The 16,238-nt window shown below is 51.7% G+C and carries 13 protein-coding genes and 1 rRNA gene; 6 read left to right on the forward strand and 8 right to left on the reverse strand.

Annotation, left to right across the window (positions count from 1 at the left end):
- Positions 1-117: 117 nt before the first annotated feature.
- Positions 118-234, forward strand: a 5S ribosomal RNA gene (rrf, locus tag ACTQ34_RS15715).
- 55 nt (positions 235-289) lie between these two features.
- Here the strand turns inward: rrf and ACTQ34_RS15720 are convergent.
- From ACTQ34_RS15720 to ACTQ34_RS15740, 5 genes are all read right to left on the reverse strand, one after another.
- Positions 290-1,174: an ROK family protein gene (locus ACTQ34_RS15720; RefSeq protein ID WP_441364611.1), complete on the reverse strand. Its 885-nt coding sequence runs from the start codon at positions 1,172-1,174 to the stop codon at positions 290-292.
- A gap of 25 nt (positions 1,175-1,199) precedes the next feature.
- Complete coding sequence (locus tag ACTQ34_RS15725) at positions 1,200-1,637, reverse strand: PTS sugar transporter subunit IIA (RefSeq protein ID WP_441364612.1); 438 nt, start codon at positions 1,635-1,637, stop codon at positions 1,200-1,202.
- A gap of 14 nt (positions 1,638-1,651) precedes the next feature.
- Positions 1,652-2,299 carry an HAD family hydrolase gene (locus ACTQ34_RS15730; protein WP_441364613.1) on the reverse strand — a complete coding sequence of 216 codons (648 nt, stop codon included), beginning with the start codon at positions 2,297-2,299 and terminating at the stop codon, positions 1,652-1,654.
- 75 nt (positions 2,300-2,374) lie between these two features.
- Complete coding sequence (locus ACTQ34_RS15735; protein WP_441364614.1) at positions 2,375-3,784, reverse strand: PTS mannitol transporter subunit IICB; 1,410 nt, start codon at positions 3,782-3,784, stop codon at positions 2,375-2,377.
- A gap of 62 nt (positions 3,785-3,846) precedes the next feature.
- On the reverse strand, positions 3,847-4,848 hold the full coding sequence (locus ACTQ34_RS15740; protein WP_441364615.1) for a Gfo/Idh/MocA family protein: 1,002 nt from the start codon (positions 4,846-4,848) through the stop codon (positions 3,847-3,849).
- A 162-nt stretch (positions 4,849-5,010) separates the two neighbouring features.
- Here ACTQ34_RS15740 and ACTQ34_RS15745 point away from each other — a divergent pair, with 162 nt between their 5' ends.
- Positions 5,011-5,820 carry a MurR/RpiR family transcriptional regulator gene (locus ACTQ34_RS15745; protein WP_441364616.1) on the forward strand — a complete coding sequence of 270 codons (810 nt, stop codon included), beginning with the start codon at positions 5,011-5,013 and terminating at the stop codon, positions 5,818-5,820.
- 25 nt (positions 5,821-5,845) lie between these two features.
- On the opposite strand, the gene ACTQ34_RS15750 is transcribed toward ACTQ34_RS15745, so the two are convergent.
- Positions 5,846-6,529, reverse strand: a complete 684-nt coding sequence (locus ACTQ34_RS15750; RefSeq protein ID WP_441364617.1) for an N-acetylmannosamine-6-phosphate 2-epimerase — start codon at positions 6,527-6,529, stop codon at positions 5,846-5,848.
- A 637-nt stretch (positions 6,530-7,166) separates the two neighbouring features.
- On the opposite strand from ACTQ34_RS15750, the gene licT reads away from it, so the two are divergent.
- Entirely contained in the window at positions 7,167-8,051 is an 885-nt protein-coding gene (licT, locus tag ACTQ34_RS15755; RefSeq protein ID WP_441364618.1) for a BglG family transcription antiterminator LicT, read from the forward strand.
- A gap of 6 nt (positions 8,052-8,057) precedes the next feature.
- Positions 8,058-10,163: a glucose PTS transporter subunit IIA gene (locus ACTQ34_RS15760; protein ID WP_441364619.1), complete on the forward strand. Its 2,106-nt coding sequence runs from the start codon at positions 8,058-8,060 to the stop codon at positions 10,161-10,163.
- A gap of 109 nt (positions 10,164-10,272) precedes the next feature.
- Here ACTQ34_RS15760 and ACTQ34_RS15765 read toward each other — a convergent pair whose 3' ends face one another.
- Positions 10,273-10,950 carry a TIGR00266 family protein gene (locus ACTQ34_RS15765; RefSeq protein ID WP_441364620.1) on the reverse strand — a complete coding sequence of 226 codons (678 nt, stop codon included), beginning with the start codon at positions 10,948-10,950 and terminating at the stop codon, positions 10,273-10,275.
- A 56-nt stretch (positions 10,951-11,006) separates the two neighbouring features.
- A complete protein-coding gene (locus tag ACTQ34_RS15770; RefSeq protein WP_441364621.1) occupies positions 11,007-13,187 on the reverse strand; it encodes a 5'-nucleotidase C-terminal domain-containing protein in 2,181 nt (726 codons plus the stop codon).
- Positions 13,188-13,714: 527 nt separating this feature from the next.
- Between ACTQ34_RS15770 and ACTQ34_RS15775 the strand changes: the two genes are divergently transcribed.
- Positions 13,715-14,881, forward strand: coding sequence for a phosphopentomutase (locus tag ACTQ34_RS15775; protein WP_441364622.1), 1,167 nt, complete (start codon positions 13,715-13,717; stop codon positions 14,879-14,881).
- A gap of 177 nt (positions 14,882-15,058) precedes the next feature.
- Positions 15,059-16,003, forward strand: coding sequence for a response regulator (locus ACTQ34_RS15780; protein ID WP_441364623.1), 945 nt, complete (start codon positions 15,059-15,061; stop codon positions 16,001-16,003).
- Positions 16,004-16,238: the final 235 nt, after the last annotated feature.

A 16,238-nucleotide genomic window follows, 5' to 3' on the forward strand; every position in this document is an offset into this window, starting at 1 on the left:
GCGGACTGATACTAATAGGCCGAGGGCTTGACCTAAAAAATTAGAGGCAATCTCAGAACATACTCTTAGCTTGCCGGTAGTTATTGTTCAGTTTTGAAGGTGTAAATCTTCTAAATAGTGCGTGTCAATGGTGATGAGGGTACACCTGTTCCCATTCCGAACACAGTAGTTAAGCTCGTTTACGGTGACAATACTTGGCTGGCGACGGCCCGGGAAGATAACTCGACGCGCACATAAAAAAGCAGTAGCTTTGGCTACTGCTTTTTTTGCTGACGGAAAGGGGAAACCGTCAGAAGGATGCTGTTTGTTTGAGCCAGTGAAATGCGCCGGCCATGCCTGCACTGTTGCCAAGTTCGGCAAAGCACAGTTTGGTTTTGGAGAAGACAAATGGATTGACAAAGCGTTGCAGCTGCTCCTTCAGAATTGGCCGGAGATAGTCGCCTTGGGCCATAATTCCGCCGCCAAGCACAATAGCAGCAGGGTTAAACAGGCATATACAAGCGGCAAGGCCTTGCGCCAGAACGGAACAAAGCTCCTGAATTGCGTTTGTGCAAATGGTATCACCAGCCTGCGCACGAGAAAAAATCTCCTTACCGGACAGCATCTCACCTGTCTGAGATTGAACGTTGCGAATAAGCGCGGTAGTGGAGGCGTGTTGCTCGAACACGCCTCCGTTTATTGACATATAGCCAATCTCTCCAGCGCTGCCACAGTGCCCGTGCCATACTTTACCGTCCAGAATGACGGCGCCTCCGATGCCGGTGCCGACGGTGAGACAGAGTACACTGTCTGCACCGCGACCGGCACCGTAGGCAGCTTCGCCGAGTGCGGCACAGTTGACATCGTTTTCCACTGAGCACGGCAAATGGAAGTGATTCTCTACAGCCAGCTTAAGGTTGCGGCCGGTATATTCAGGAATATTTTCGTTGGCATAGAGGATTGCACCGGTCTTGTGATCCACCATTCCAGCGGTGGAAATAGCAATGCCCTCGGGTGTAAATTGTCTGCACAGATCGTCGATCAGATCCACAATCTTCTGCTCGATGCCCGGACCACGCAGGCATTTGGCATTCGTAGGCGTTTCCCAACGGGCATCAAACACGATCTGACCGTTTTCTTCTCGCGCTACACCGTATTTGATGGAGGTACCGCCAATATCAAAACACAGAACCATGGTTCTTCCCTCTTCCCTCGAGTTGCTATTTCAGCAGTGCACAGAACGCTTCGGATGATGCAGCAGAAAAAAGCTGCTGCATTCGGCTATCGTCCATCAGAACCTCAGCCAACTCGCCGAGCAGATCCAAATGGCTGTCCGGATCGGTTGCTGCCAGTGTGATGATCAGACGAACCGGATCATTCTCTCCGGCACCGAATGAGACCGGGGGATCAAATGTCGAGAAGTTGAGAGACAAACGTACAGCGCCACACTCCGGGCGAGCGTGTGCAAGTGCAAGTCCCTTTAACAGAACAAAATAGGGGCCGTTATCATGAACGGATGTGATCATCCCCTCGATATAACTTTGCCGGATTGCGCCGGATGCAAGCAGGGGGGCTGCAGCCTGACGAATGGCATCTTCCCAATCCTTTGCGTGCAGGCCAATCTGCACGTCGTTAGATGTGATTGTTTCCAACAGCATGGTAGTTGTTCCTCCTAAAATTCCGCGATCAGCCGGGCCACATCCACCTCTGCAAGCGAATTGCACAGCCGATACTGTCCCTGAAACTGACAATATTTCGTTACTTCATTGGGCACCACCAGCACGCGCATGTGCGCGTTTAGGCCTGCCAGAAGTCCGTTGAGGGAATCCTCCACTACCAGACATTCCTCTGTGGTGCTGCCAAGTTTTTCGGCGGCTTTGAGAAACAGGTCGGGGTGGGGTTTGATGCGCACGACATCTTCCGCTGTGACCAGCAGATCAAAATACGACAGCAGACCCAGCCGCTCCAGATGAACGGTTGGCTTTTTTCGACCGGAGGAGGTTGCCAGCGCAACGGACAAGCCGTTTTCATGCGCCTGCTTTAAAAAATCCTCGACACCTGGCTTAGCCGGCAGATGGCTGCTCTGTTCAATAAACTGCGCAGAAGTATCCTTGGCGAAGGCATCGCGATCTACTGTGATGCCCTTGGCATCCAGCTTACGGAACAGATCTTCGGAATTGGAGCCGACGCAGGTTAAAAATTCCTGAACAGACAGGTCATATCCTTTTTTCCTGCGGAACCATTCTACATAGATGTGATACCACACAACCTCGGTATCGACGATCAGTCCGTCGAAATCCATAATAATCGTTTTCAGCATACTGACCTCTTTTTCCGTGATAGCAAGAGGGCGCTGCCGATTGCTTGCAAACGGCAGCGCCGCTTTTCCGGGATGTTATGCCTGCTTGGCGTCGCGGGCCTGCTTGATCTTGTCGATCAGTTCATCATATTGCGGAGCATTGATGAAATCGGTCACAGCGATGCAATAGGCATCCTTCTGCACGTCCTTGACGCGGTCAAGCAGGAGTTCCTGCGTGACAACAACCTGACAGTCGGTCGGCAGATTCTCGATGGAGATATGGAATACCTTGATGTCATCCAGACCGGCAGCCTTGCACTTTTTCTGCAATATGGTTGCGCCCATTGCAGAAGAACCGATGCCAGCGTCGCAGGCATAAGCAATGCGGGTAACATTGGAGAAATCGAAATCTTCGATGCTTTCAAAGACAGAGGAGATGCGGCTCTTCTTGCCCTTGAGCTCGTTCATGGTCTTAGCAGCTTCCTTGAGGGAGGCATCGTCGCCGCCGCCGGCACGCTTAATCAACGGGATGGCCAGCACGAATGTGACAACACAGGCTGCCGCAATGCCAAGAATGATCTTGAACTGGTCGCCGGGCGAAGACATGAGCATGATGGAAATGATGCTGCCGGGGGAAGCAACGCCGACCAGACCGACGTTTAGCATGGTGAACACCAGCGTGCCGCAGGCGCCGCCCACAATCAGCGGAAGAATAAGAACCGGATTCATCAGTACAAACGGGAAATAGATTTCATGGATACCACCGAATAGGTGGATGATCGATGCGCCCCAGGCAGAGGTCTTGGAAGAGCCTTTGCCAAAGAACATATAGGCTAGAAGAATACCGAGGCCGGGGCCGGGGTTGGATTCAAGCAGGAATAAAACGGATTTACCCAGCTCATCCAGCTGCAGCGTGCCCATCGGAGTCAGGATGCCCTGACCGATCGCATTGTTGAGGAATAGCGGCTTGGCAGGCTCAATCAGGATTGCCGTCAGGGGCAGCAGGTTGTTCTGCACCAGCACGTTGACGCCGGCTGCGAATACATTGGTCAGCGATGAAATCGCAGGACCGAGCCAGACACAGCCGATGACACTCAAAATAGCACCGAGAATACCGACCGAGTAGTTGTTGACCAGCAACTCGAAGCCCATCGGAACCTTGCCGTCAATTGCTTTGTCAAACTGCTTGAGAATCCATGCGGACAGCGGGCCGAGGATCATCGCGCCGATAAACATTGTCACGCTTGAGCCGATAATGACGCCGATGGTTGCCACCGTACCGATGACGCCGCCGCGGTAGTCATAAACCATTTTACCGCCTGCAAAAGCGATTAGCAGCGGAAGCAGATAGTTGAGCATCGGGGTGATGAAGCTGCGAAGCATGTCGTTGTCGATTGCAATGCCGACGGCGGTGAGCAGCCCCCACGCAATAAATGCGCCGAGGTTCGGAATGACCATACTGCTGAGTTTACTGCCGAATTTTTGAATCTTTACACGTACTGACATTGTATGTTACCCTCCTTCAATCGGAAATGAGTCGCTACCTCTCTTTTGGTTTTCAAAACCGCTTACAGGGAAACTTCCTTGCCTTCCGCAATCGAGCGTTCGATCGCATCTACGACGCGCAAAGTGTCGAGCGCGTCCTCCGGGGTAATGATCGACTTGGTGCCGTTGATGATATTACCGACAAAGGCCATGATCTCTTCGGACAGGTCGCCGGACGGTGCGCCGTTACAATTATACCAATGACGGGAGTCTGGGTAAAGAACGCCGTTGCCGGTGACGAAGCGTACGCCATTATCACAGGCATCCACATAGGCAACACCCTTGGTGCCGACCAGTTCCACCTTGTCGTCGATGATTGTGGGGGAGTTTTCGGGCAGCACCCAGCAGGCTTCGAGGCAGGCAACCGCACCGTTTTCATATGTAACGATGGCGTAGATGACATCATCCATGCCGTATTCCTTGAGCAGTACGCTGCGCGCCTTGGCGAACACCTTGACCGGTTTGCAGCCCATGAACCAGTTGACATAGTCGATGTCATGGATCATGACGTGCATAGACAGGTCGGAAGCGCCAATGTAGCGGCGGGGACCGACGATCGGGCTGTTTCGGCGGCAGTACATATGGATGATGTCGCCCAGCTCGCCGGCATCCAAACGCTGCTTAATCATGTTGAAGCGTGGATCAAAGCGCAGCAGGAAACCGAGTGAGAACACCTTGTCGTAATCCTTGAGGATGGCATACATGGCTTCCCCATCGGCAAGTTCCTTGGCCAGAGGCTTTTCCAGCAGGATGTGCTTTTTGTTGGCGACCGCGATTTCTACCGCTTCGCGGTGCATGTTGTCCGGCAACACAATAGAGACGGCGTCGATCTCCGGGTTTTCCAGCAGATCCTTGTAGTTTTTGTAGGTCTTGCAGCCGTAGAGCTTTTCTGCCTCGGCGCGGCGGTCATCGTTATACTCGCAAACCGCAACCAGATCTACGCCTGGCAGCTTATTGTAAATGCCCGCATGGATTTGTCCCATTTGACCGAAACCGATGACGCCTACATTCAGATGATTGTTCATGATACATTCTCCTTTTTATGTTAGCCTTATGTGAAGGGTTGCCTAACGAAGTGATGTCTGCCATCAAAATGACAGGATGCATTTTTTTCATTTTGACTGTTGCAAAATGCCGTGCAGTATACTATGATTGTTAAAGAATCAACTATCTTGGGGGAGGAAACCATGGCAGAACTGAGTTTTCAGAACCGGCTTCAGTTTTATGGCTTCCGGCTCAGCAAGAGCGAACAGAAGATCGCGGCCTACATTGTGGCGCATCCGGAAGAGGCTGTTTCGACTGCCAGTCAGGAGCTGGCACAGGTTATCGGAACTTCGAACTCGACGTTGACACGGTTTTGTAAAAAGCTGAACTATCGAAACTATATTGAATTCCAGACGCTGTTGGCAGCAGAACGCACGCCGGATCGGACGCCGGACCAGACTATACAGCGAATCAGCCACTATTATGCGCGCACGCTCGATGCGGCTTGTGAGCTGGTGCGGCCGGAGGATCTGGATGCCTTTGTTGATCGGATCCATCAGGCAGAAAAAATTTTGGTGTTTGGGTTGGGGAGTTCCGGCCTGACGGCAAGTGAATTCAATATGCGGTTGGTACAGATGGGGTTTACCTCCAGCGTGATGACGGATACCTTCCTGATGCGTGTGCAGTCCAGCTTGTTCTCGCCAAGGGATTTGATTATTGCAGTGTCCAATTCAGGCGAGACGCCCGAAGTGATCAGCGCGTGCCGGATTGCCAAATCGGCGGGGGTACAAATCTGCATACTGACACAGAACAGTCGCTCCGAGTTGGGCCTTATGGCGGATACCATTCTGCTGGCTGGGGATATCGGTCACGTTGGGGATGAAAAATTCATTAACTCTCAGATGCCGCTGGTTTTTCTAATTGATGCGATCACATACCGGCTGTTGGAAGATCCAAAATGCCGTGAGAGCCGGGAACGTGCGTTACAAACCTTATTTCATCGGACGTTCTGAGCGGAAAGAGCGCAAATGCGCTCTTTTATTTTGCATAGATAGCGTCGGTGAAGGTTCTGGTGATTTGCTGCGGACGGGTGATGGCACCGCCGGTGACCACGGCGTGTGCGCCAAGTTCAATACAGCGCCGCGCTTTGGCAGGAGTGTCAACATGGCCTTCTGCGATGACGGGGATGGAAACTGCGGCTAAAATGGCTTTAAGCCGGGCAAAATCGTCATCGGCAATATTCTGTCCTTCGGATTGTGCGGTGTAACCCATCAGTGTGGTGGAAACGCAGTCAAATCCCATCTTGGCGGCGTGGACGGCTTCGTCCAGCGTGGCGATATCTGCCATCAGCAGTTTACCGGGAGCGGCGGCACGGGCAGCTTGGAAGAATGCTTCCAGTGACTCACCCTGCGGACGCGGTCGGTCGGTGGCGTCGAATGCAATCATGCTGCATGGCGAATCCGCCAGTTCGCGGATCTCCCGCAGCGTTGGTGTGATATAGATCGGGGAATCCGGATAGTCGCGCTTGACGATACCGATGATGGGGAGCGTGGTGTTTTTTGCGATTTCTGCGATATCCTCAGGCGTGTTGGCGCGGATGCCGACCGCCCCGCCTTCAGTTGCCGCACGAGCCATGCGGCCCATGATGAAGGAAGAGTGCAGCGGTTCGTTGGGGAGCGCCTGACAGGATACAATCAATCCGCCGCGAACTTGATTGAGCATATGCCTTTCCTCCTTGGTACTATTTTCATCTTTATTATATAAATTGAAAATATTTTCGTCAAGAGAGAATCGCTCTCCCCTGTGATGAAAATACAATGCATTTTTTGAGCAATCCTCCTAAAAGTATAGAAGACTTCCCTTAAAAAATATGAGCAATTTGATGAATATATCCATAGCGATGGGAAGAAAGGAGAGGACAGGGCGGGAAAGCAGTGATTGGAGTGCGTAAGCCGCAACCAGACTATTAAGTGTTACCAATAAGTCAGGTATGCAAAGGTCTATGCTGCGCAGAATTCACGTATTTTGTCAGAATGTATAAAATGAACTGCTTAAACTTGGTCGATGATACGAAATTCGTCTTTTTGACAGTAACTCCATTGACAATGGGCACTCTGATGCGTTATTCTGAAGTTACAAAAAAGATACAGGCTTGTGACTGCTGTGCAGGCAAGACCAAACGACCGAATAGGGATAGCTATATTCGGATGTTTGGTCTTTTTTGTTTTTTATAAGGTAAGTTGTAGGAAAGGAGAATGGGGATGCGGCAGAGCGCAGACAAAGCGTATGGCCTTAGCGACGCAGCATGGATGTATACAAGGCCTGTGAAAAGAGAAAACTTTTGTCGGAGGGAGGCGGCATGACGCAACAAGCACGAAGCGGCGGTGCATATCGCATCAGCCGCGTGATCGGCAACAATTTCGTTTGTACGGCGGATGACAGCGGAAAAGAGATTATTTTGCGCGGACTGGGTATCGGGTTTAAAAAGCATGCGGGAGACCTGGTTCCTGCGCAGCAGGTGGAAAAGATTTACGATTTGCGTGATCCGGAAAAATCCTCCCGACTGCGGGATTTGCTGGCGGACGTACCGCCGGAATTTCTGGATGTCAGTACGGAGGTTATCGAGACGGCGGAAAGCCGGATCGGGCGGCGGCTGAGCGAAAACATCTATATCACGCTCACCGATCACATCTGCTTTGCCGTGGAGCGACTGCGCAGCGGCGTTCGTTATCCCAATCATTTGCTGTGGGAAATCACCAACTTTTATCCGGCGGAGTTCGCCATTGGCAAGCAGGCGATCGATATCATCGAGGCAAGACTGGGGTTTCGGCTGCCGGAGGATGAGGCTGGGTTCATCGCACTCCACATCGTCAACGCGGAAATTGACGGTAAAATGGCGGATATGGTGCGTATCACCGAGCTGATTCGCAAGATCATCGGCGTGGTGCAGAATTATTATGGCGTGACGCTGGATGAGCAATCGCTCGACTACGGTCGGTTTATCACACATCTTAAATTCCTCGGACAACGGATTACGCAAAACCGCTATGTTGCAGACGATGATTCTGAGTTTCAGAGCATGATAGTGCGGCGCTATCAGCAGGATTATCAGTGTGCGGAGAAAATCCGGGATCAACTGCGGGAGTCGTTTTCTGTTCAGCTGCCATCCGAGGAGATGACGTTTTTGACCATTCATCTGCATCGGTTGGCGATATCGATGGGAATTACAGATCAAAAGGAGTAAAAGGATATGAAAGATAAGATTTTTGGCGTATTGCAGCGCGTCGGCCGATCGTTTATGCTGCCGATTGCCATTCTTCCGGTTGCCGGTTTGTTCCTCGGCATCGGCGGATCGTTCACCAATGAAACCATGCTGGAAACCTATGGCCTGATGGGAATTATGGGGCCCGGCACCTTCATCAATGCAATTTTGCAGGTGCTCAATGCGGCAGGCTCCATTGTCTTTGACAATCTGCACATTATCTTTGCGATGGGCGTCGCCATCGGTATGGCCAAGCAGGAGAAAGAAGTTGCGGCACTGTCCGCCGCGATTGCGTTCTTTGTCATGCACGCCACCATCGGCGCATTGATTATCGATTTCGGCGCGCCGAACCTGTCCGGTGCGACCGCGAGCGTGCTGGGCATCAACTCGCTGCAAATGGGTGTATTCGGCGGTATCATCGTCGGCTTGGGCGTTGCTGCGCTGCACAATAAGTATTACAAAATTCAGCTGCCGCAGGTGTTGAGCTTTTTCAGCGGCACACGCTTTGTGCCGATTATCTCTGCGGCGGTTTATCTGGTCGTTGGCATTGCGATGTACTACATCTGGCCTGTCATTCAGACCGGCATTAACGCGCTGGGCGGTTTCGTGCTGGCCTCCGGCTATGCCGGCACCTGGCTGTATGGCTTTATCGAGCGCGCGCTCATTCCGTTCGGCCTGCATCACGTGTTCTACATCCCCTTCTGGCAGACCGCGCTGGGCGGCACCGCTATGGTCAACGGTGTGCTGGTAGAGGGTGCGCAGAATATCTTCTTTGCCGAGCTGGCAACCCCCGGCATTCAGCATTTCTCGGTTGAGGCGACTCGCTTTATGGCCGGTAAGTTCCCGCTGATGATTTTCGGCCTGCCGGGCGCAGCGCTTGCGCTGTACCGCTGTGCCAAGCCGGAAAACCGTAAGGCGGTGGGCGGTCTGCTGCTGTCTGCCGCATTGACCTCGATGCTGACCGGTATCACGGAGCCGCTGGAATTTACCTTCTTGTTTGTCGCCCCGGCGATGTATGTGGTGCACTGCGTATTCGCAGGTGCGTCCTACATGATTATGCATATACTCAATGTGGGCGTTGGTCTGACCTTCTCCGGCGGCCTTATCGACCTGACGCTGTTCGGCATCATGCAGGGTAATGCCAAGACCAGCTGGCTGTGGATTCCAGTCGTCGGCGTGGTATATTTCATCGTCTACTACTTCGTGTTCTCGTTCATGATTAAGAAGTTCGACTACAAGACGCCGGGCCGCGACGACAGCGAAATCAAGCTGTACACCCGTGCGGATGTGAACGCCCGTAAGGAAGGCGAAGCCGCAGCGGCACAGGGCGGCAGAGATACCGCGCTGTCCCGTCAGATTATGATGGGTCTGGGCGGTAAGGCGAATATTTCGGACGTAGACTGCTGCATCACTCGCCTGCGCTGCACGGTGCATGATGCTTCCAAGGTTGACCAGCAGCTGCTCAAGGAAACGGGTGCGTCGGGCGTCATCTGCAAGGGCACGGGCGTGCAGGTCGTGTACGGTCCGCGCGTATCGGTCATCAAGTCCGATTTGGAAGCGTTCCTTGCGTCTCCCGAAAGCAATGAGACCGCTCCACAGGCCGCTCCGACGGCGGTGGAGGACAGCGCTCCGGCATCCTCCGGTGCGCATGTGATTGCTTCGCCGCTGACCGGCAATGTTATTCCGCTTGAGCAGGTCGCGGACGGCGTGTTCTCTGAAAAAATGGTAGGCGAAGGTTTCGCCGTAGAGCCGGCGGACAATCAGGTGTACGCTCCGGCGGACTGCGAGGTGGTAACCGTGTTCGGCACCAAGCATGCCATTGGCCTGACCACAACAGATGGCGTAGAATTGCTGATTCATTTGGGTATTGATACCGTGCAGATGAACGGCGCACCGTTTACCATCGATGTCAAGGAGGGCGATAAGCTCAAGAAGGGTGCCAAAATCGGCAGCTTTGACGAGAAGATGATTGTCGAGGCAGGCTACCGCACGGTAACGCCCGTGATCGTTACCAATTCGGATGCCTATACGAGCTTTACCCTGCAAAAGACCGGCAAGGTATCGGCAGGCGACGATGTGCTGACCGTCGAATAAACCAGTTATAAGGATAGCAAACCGCCCCCGTGCTGCTTTCGCAGCACGGGGGCGGTTTTATGTACAGCACAGAAATATTTTGCGCTGCCGCGAGCAGAAAGTTCACAAATCAGCCGTTACCGGTGGGGATATAGGGCTGGATTGCGGATGCTACGCCTGCAATCGGCATGGTTTGCAGCCAGATTCTGCCCGGGCCGGTCAGCACGGTGTTGAAGAAGCCTTCGCCGCCGAGCAGCTTGTTCTTGATGCCCTTAACCTGCTGAATGTCAATGGAAACGCTGGAGTCGAAGCCGAGCACGTTGCCGGTGTCTACGACCATCTGCTGGCCGGATGCGAGCGTGTACTCGACCAGCTCGCCGTCAACCTCGACGAAGGCCGTGCCGTTACCGGACAGGCGCTGCATGATGAAGCCCTCGCCGCCGAACAGGCCTGCGCCGAACTTCTTGTTGAAGTGGATAGAAAGCTGTACGCCTGCTTCGGACGCGAGGAACGCGGTTTTTTGCAGGATAAATTCGTGTCCGGCGTCAACCTCAAGCGTCAGAATACGGCCGGGGAAGCTCGAACCGAAGGCAATCATGCCCGCGCCGCGCGCGGTGTAAATGTTCTGGAACATGCTTTCGCCGGAAAATGCCTTGGAAAACATTTTGCCCAGACCACCGCCGGTGGTCTCCATCTGCATGTTCGGCGTCATCCAGACCATGGAACCCTTTTCCGTAATCATTTTTTCTCCGTCAGCCAGCTGGCATACGACGACCGGGAAAGCGCCGCCTTTGAGTTCATATTGCATCTTTTTTCTCCTTTCCTACGGGTGCAAAGTTGTATCTGTTAAACGGGAGGGACGGCTCAGGCCGTCAGTCCCATATAACGCATCAGTATTTGCGCAGTTTGCGCGCGGGTGGCCGTGCCCTGCGGTTTGAGTAAGCCGTCGTCGCCGTTGATGATGCCGCTGCCGACCGCCCAGTTGAGCGGTTGCACCGCATAACTGCTGGCCTGCGCTGCATCGGCAAAGCCGGAGAGATTTTCCGACAGATTGACGGCCGTCATTCCTTCGCTCTGCGCAAAGCGGTACAACATGGCTGCCAGCTGCTCACGGGTGACCGGGTCTTCCGGGCCAAAACTTTGTTCGTCATAACCGGTGACGATTTGTTCGCTCGACGCCCAGCGAACCGCCTCGGTGTAGTAGGTATCGGATGCGATATCGTTGTACGGCATCAGATAGTTGACCACAGGACAGTCTGCCAGCCGCCACAGCACAACCGCCACCATACCGCGGCTGACATCGCTCTCCGGCTCAAATGTGGTTTCGCTGGTGCCGTGCATTACATCATTTTCCACCATGAAATCCACCGCTTGGTGGAACCAGTCGGTCTGCTGCACGTCGGTAAACGCGGCGGAGGGGCAATCGGAATCATCTTGTGCGGCGGTATCAGTAATCAGTCGCTTGTCATAGACGCTCGCTGCAATCGCATCCGCATTCTGCTGGAAAAAGCGGACAAGCGCCTCATCGCAGGCGATGAACTGGCCGGTTTCTTTGGTTTGTGCCAGCTGCGGATAGTTCTCGGATACGGCGACAAAGTTGTTGGTTGCAACGGTGTAGGTTTTGTCGGCTTCAAGCGGGGCGCCCTGCACTTCGATCGAAAGTACACGGCTGCCCTTGGCAGCGGTTGGGTCATAGGTGACAGTCATGCCGCCGAATTGCAGATAGCTGCCGCTGTTTTCCGGCCATGCATCGGTTTTACCGCTGGCGTTGGCCGCGGCCGACTGCAGGCCGATATCGAGCGAGGTTTCCATAATTTCGGTCAGCGCAGCGCCGGTCACCTGCTTGGTGACGATGTAGTTGCCGTACGGGCTGACACCGATGATATCGGCATAGGTCACATCGCCGGCTTCAATAGAGGCACGGATGCCGCCTGCGTTTTCAAACGCCACGTCCGCACCGGTTTCCAGCAGATAGGCATCGCAAACGACATTGCCCAGATTCTGTTGGTCAATGCGTAAATCTTCCCACACGCCGTCAAGCGCAGTGGGCGTTTCACCGACTTTCTCCTCCAGCTTATCCTGCTGTGCGGCATGGATATCGTCCAGCACAGCGGAGACCGAAGCCTTGGCCGGATATGCCGCTGCATCGCTATACTGCATGGGCGTGACATTGATTTGCAGGTTTTCGACTGCGCCGTCCTCGTCCAGCGTGCCGGTCATCTCGATTAGGCTGAGCGAATACAGATAATAGCCGCTTTCGACCACGCGCACGGATGCGCCGTCCGCGTCGGTGACGGTTTCGTTCAGCTGCAGATGTTCGTGACCGGACAGCCACAGATCCACGCCGCCGACTTTGGCGGCCAGCCCGGCGGGATCATAGGTGTGTGTCAGACCGATAACCACGTCGCAGTTCTGAGCGCGCAGCGCATCGGCGGCTTGGTTTGCGTAGGCTGCGGCATCGGTGAAGTCCAGCCCCGCAACATTGGCAGGTGTGGTGTCCTGCTTAATCGACGGGTCAATTACACCGAATAAACCGACCTTGAGTTCCTGTCCGCCAATCTGAACAGTTTCTGTGTAAAATGCATCGTCAAAGAAGGGCGTATTTGTGTCGGTTTCGACTACGTTGCCGGTAAGCATGGTCACGTCTGCGATTTCGCACAGCTCCTTCAGACGCTCTTTGCCGTAGCTCCAGTCGTGGTTTCCAGCGGTGACTGCGTCGTAGCCGCAGGCCTTGAGCAGCTGTGCGACGCTTTCGCCCTGCACGAGCGTTGCAATCGGCTGACCGTGGAACAGGTCGCCCGAATCGAGTACCAGATCAAGGTTGGCGCTGGCGGTATAGTCGTCTATCACGCCTGCAAGCCGCGCCATACCGATGATGCCGCTCCCCGCGTTTTCCTCCACACGGGCGTGAATATCGTTGGTATGTACGATACGGATCGAAAAAGTCCGAACGGTTTGGTTGGCTGCCAGCGCGGCATTTGGTAAGAGCAGATTGAGCAGAAAAACGACTGCGATAAGGCGCGCAAAACGCGGTTTGTGTGTCATAAGCATTCTCTCCATTGACATGTTTTTGGCTGCGGTGTGCCACGGCCCTGATATATTCTATTGTACCACAGACTGCTGGACAAGTGGGGGAAAATTATAATAGAGTCAAGTTGCAAGTTGGTGTCTCGTTTGACCATTCCATCGTATTCCAAGGTAGAAATGCGCAGCAGTCTGACGCAGAAGGATAATATCGGAGCCGTTTATAAAGCGAAGAAAAGCTATAGACATCTGCGCCCATATCGTGTAATCTTGGAAAGGAAGATTTCAATTTACGCGACCTTTGTCTCGTGATAACCAATAAGAATACAAATTCCTCATCAGCTTTTGTATACTAAAGACAGGATTTCTGTTTATATAATGCGTTTCTTCTGGAACAAAATGAGGTGCACAATACGTTGATGACGATTTTGTTGCAGAATATTTTGACCACCGATGCTTTCGTGGCGCATCTTCAAAAATAGGAGATTTTGCAGCTGGAAAGCACGGACGAAACCAGAAAACATTCTTATGCTATGAGAGGTGAAAAAATGAAACGAATTTTCTTGTTTGTGCTGGATTCTTTCGGCATTGGACAAATGCCGGATGCTGAAAAATTCGGGGATGTGAATGTCAACACACTGGCTGCGTGTGCCGCATCGAAGGAATGTCGGATTCTGAATATGATTAAGGCCGGTTTGGGTTGTATTGACGGCGTGACATGCCTGCCTGCGCCGGAGGGTGTACCCGGCGGGGCGTATGCCCGCCTGACGGAGGCGTCCATGGGAAAGGATACCACCATTGGACACTGGGAGCTAGCGGGTGTGATTTCAAAAAAACCGTTGCCCACGTATCCGAATGGTTTTCCGGAAGAAGTGCTCAAACCCTTTGAGCAGGCCACCGGCAGAGGCGTCCTTGCCAACATTCCCATTTCCGGCACGGAAGTGATTGCAAAATATGGCGATGAACATGTCCGCACTGGTAAGCTGATTGTGTATACCTCAGCCGATTCAGTATTTCAGATTGCCGCCCATGAAGACGTTGTGCCGTTGGAGGAACTGTATCGATACTGCCGGATTGCACGACAGCAGCTTCAGGGGAAGCATGGCGTAGGACGTGTGATTGCCCGTCCCTTTGTGGGGACTTCGGGCGCATACACGCGCACGGCCAACCGGCATGATTTTTCTCTGGAACCGCCGGCTGAAACAATGCTGGATGCCATTCAGGCAGCGGGACTGGATTGCATTGCTGTGGGCAAAATATATGATATTTTTGCCGGGAGGGGTATTACAGAGAAGGTATATACCAAATCCAATGCCAATGGTTTGGAGTACGCGATGGAGTATGCCAAGCGTGATTTTCATGGCCTTTGCTTTATCAATCTGGTGGATTTTGATATGTTGTATGGCCATCGCCGCAACGTCGACGGTTATGCGAAGGCTCTCACGGAATTTGACGCATGGCTGCCGGCGTTCATGGAGCAGATGGGAGAAGATGATGTGGTCATGATCACCGCAGACCATGGCTGCGATCCCTCTTATCAGGCTACTACCGATCATACCAGAGAATATGTGCCGCTGTTGGTTATGGGGCAGAGCATTCAGCCCGTTAATCTGGGAACGCGCACCAGTTTTTCCGATGTCGCGGCAACCATACTGGAAATGCTGCAGGTTTCCACCAATATTTCTGGCAGCAGTTTTGCACAGAAGCTGCAGTGAGAACTTGCCGGAAACGGCCAATCCGCTCTCTCATACGGCAATCCCGTATGGTATCAAAAAAACGAGCGGGAGAGCACAGATGATAAATTCCAATATTTGAATTGCATATTTTCCCATTAGATTGTAAAATAAGGTTAATCCTTTTCTGGTTTTCCAATATTACAGCGATAATCAGTTATGCAAAAGGAATGCGGAGGAAAAAACAATGGGGAAAAATGCTTTGTTATCATGCCGTTTTCGAAAACGACCGACGTGCATGATGAAAACTATTGGACGGAATTTTTCAATATAATAAAGAGAATAATGGAGAGCAACGGATATTCTTGCACAAGATCTGAAGTAGGACCATATAAATTATTTTCCAATATTGTCGCTAATATAGAAAACAGCGATGTCGTTGTTGCGGTTTTGACAGATTTTAATTCCAACGTATGGTATGAGTTGGGAATTCGGCATACTTTGAAGACTGGTACAATTATGCTTTTGCAGGATGATCAATCTCCTCCCTTTGATATAAAAGACTTTGGTATTATATTCTATAAAGAATCGCTGGGTTTGGAACAACGGATTCAAATTCAAATCGAGGATTATCTGACAAAAATGGATGTAGAAGCTCATGATAGTCCTGTAATTAGTGCGCTTAACAATAAGGTATATAATAGTGTCGAAAAAAGATTAGAGGAAATGCAAAAATTAATTTGGAGTCTTGTTGATGAATCATCGTCTACACATAAACGAGTAAAAAGTAATATCAAAGAGGGACAACTTAAAGTATTATGGGTAGACGACTATCCCATCAATAATGAAGCCATAATGAACCTTTTCAAAAGTAAAAATGTTCAATTTGATATCGCAATATCGACAGATCAAGGAATCGAATTGTTCCAAAGAGAATCCTATGACATCATTATTACGGATATGGGACGAGGTTCTGAAAGTGACGCTGGCCTCTCGTTATTAAAGGAACTTAAAGATTTGCATTGCAAAACACCGGTAATTGTGTATGCCAGCTATACTGCAATAAAAAAATATGGGAATGAGGCACGTCAATTAGGCGCCTATACCATTACATCAGGAGTCAAAAGCATCATTTCTTCGATTTCAGAAATATTACAGGTATAATAAGCGCACTTTATATTTAGCAAAAATTCCTTTCTTTGTACAAGGTGCAAGAAAGGAATTTTTTTATTCTAACCAAACTGTTTGAAAAAAGATAAAAGATTATAAGGCAGTTATTGTAGAGACCAGATAAGGTACAATAAGTTGCGCAAATTGAAAATCGCATAAAAGAAGACATAGCTTGCAGGCTCTGGTAGAATGAAGTTACCACACAAACATTCGAAAGGAGCAAGCAAAC

Origin of the sequence: Agathobaculum sp. LCP25S3_E8, assembly GCF_052117165.1 — a bacterium.
Lineage (GTDB): Bacteria > Bacillota > Clostridia > Oscillospirales > Butyricicoccaceae > Agathobaculum.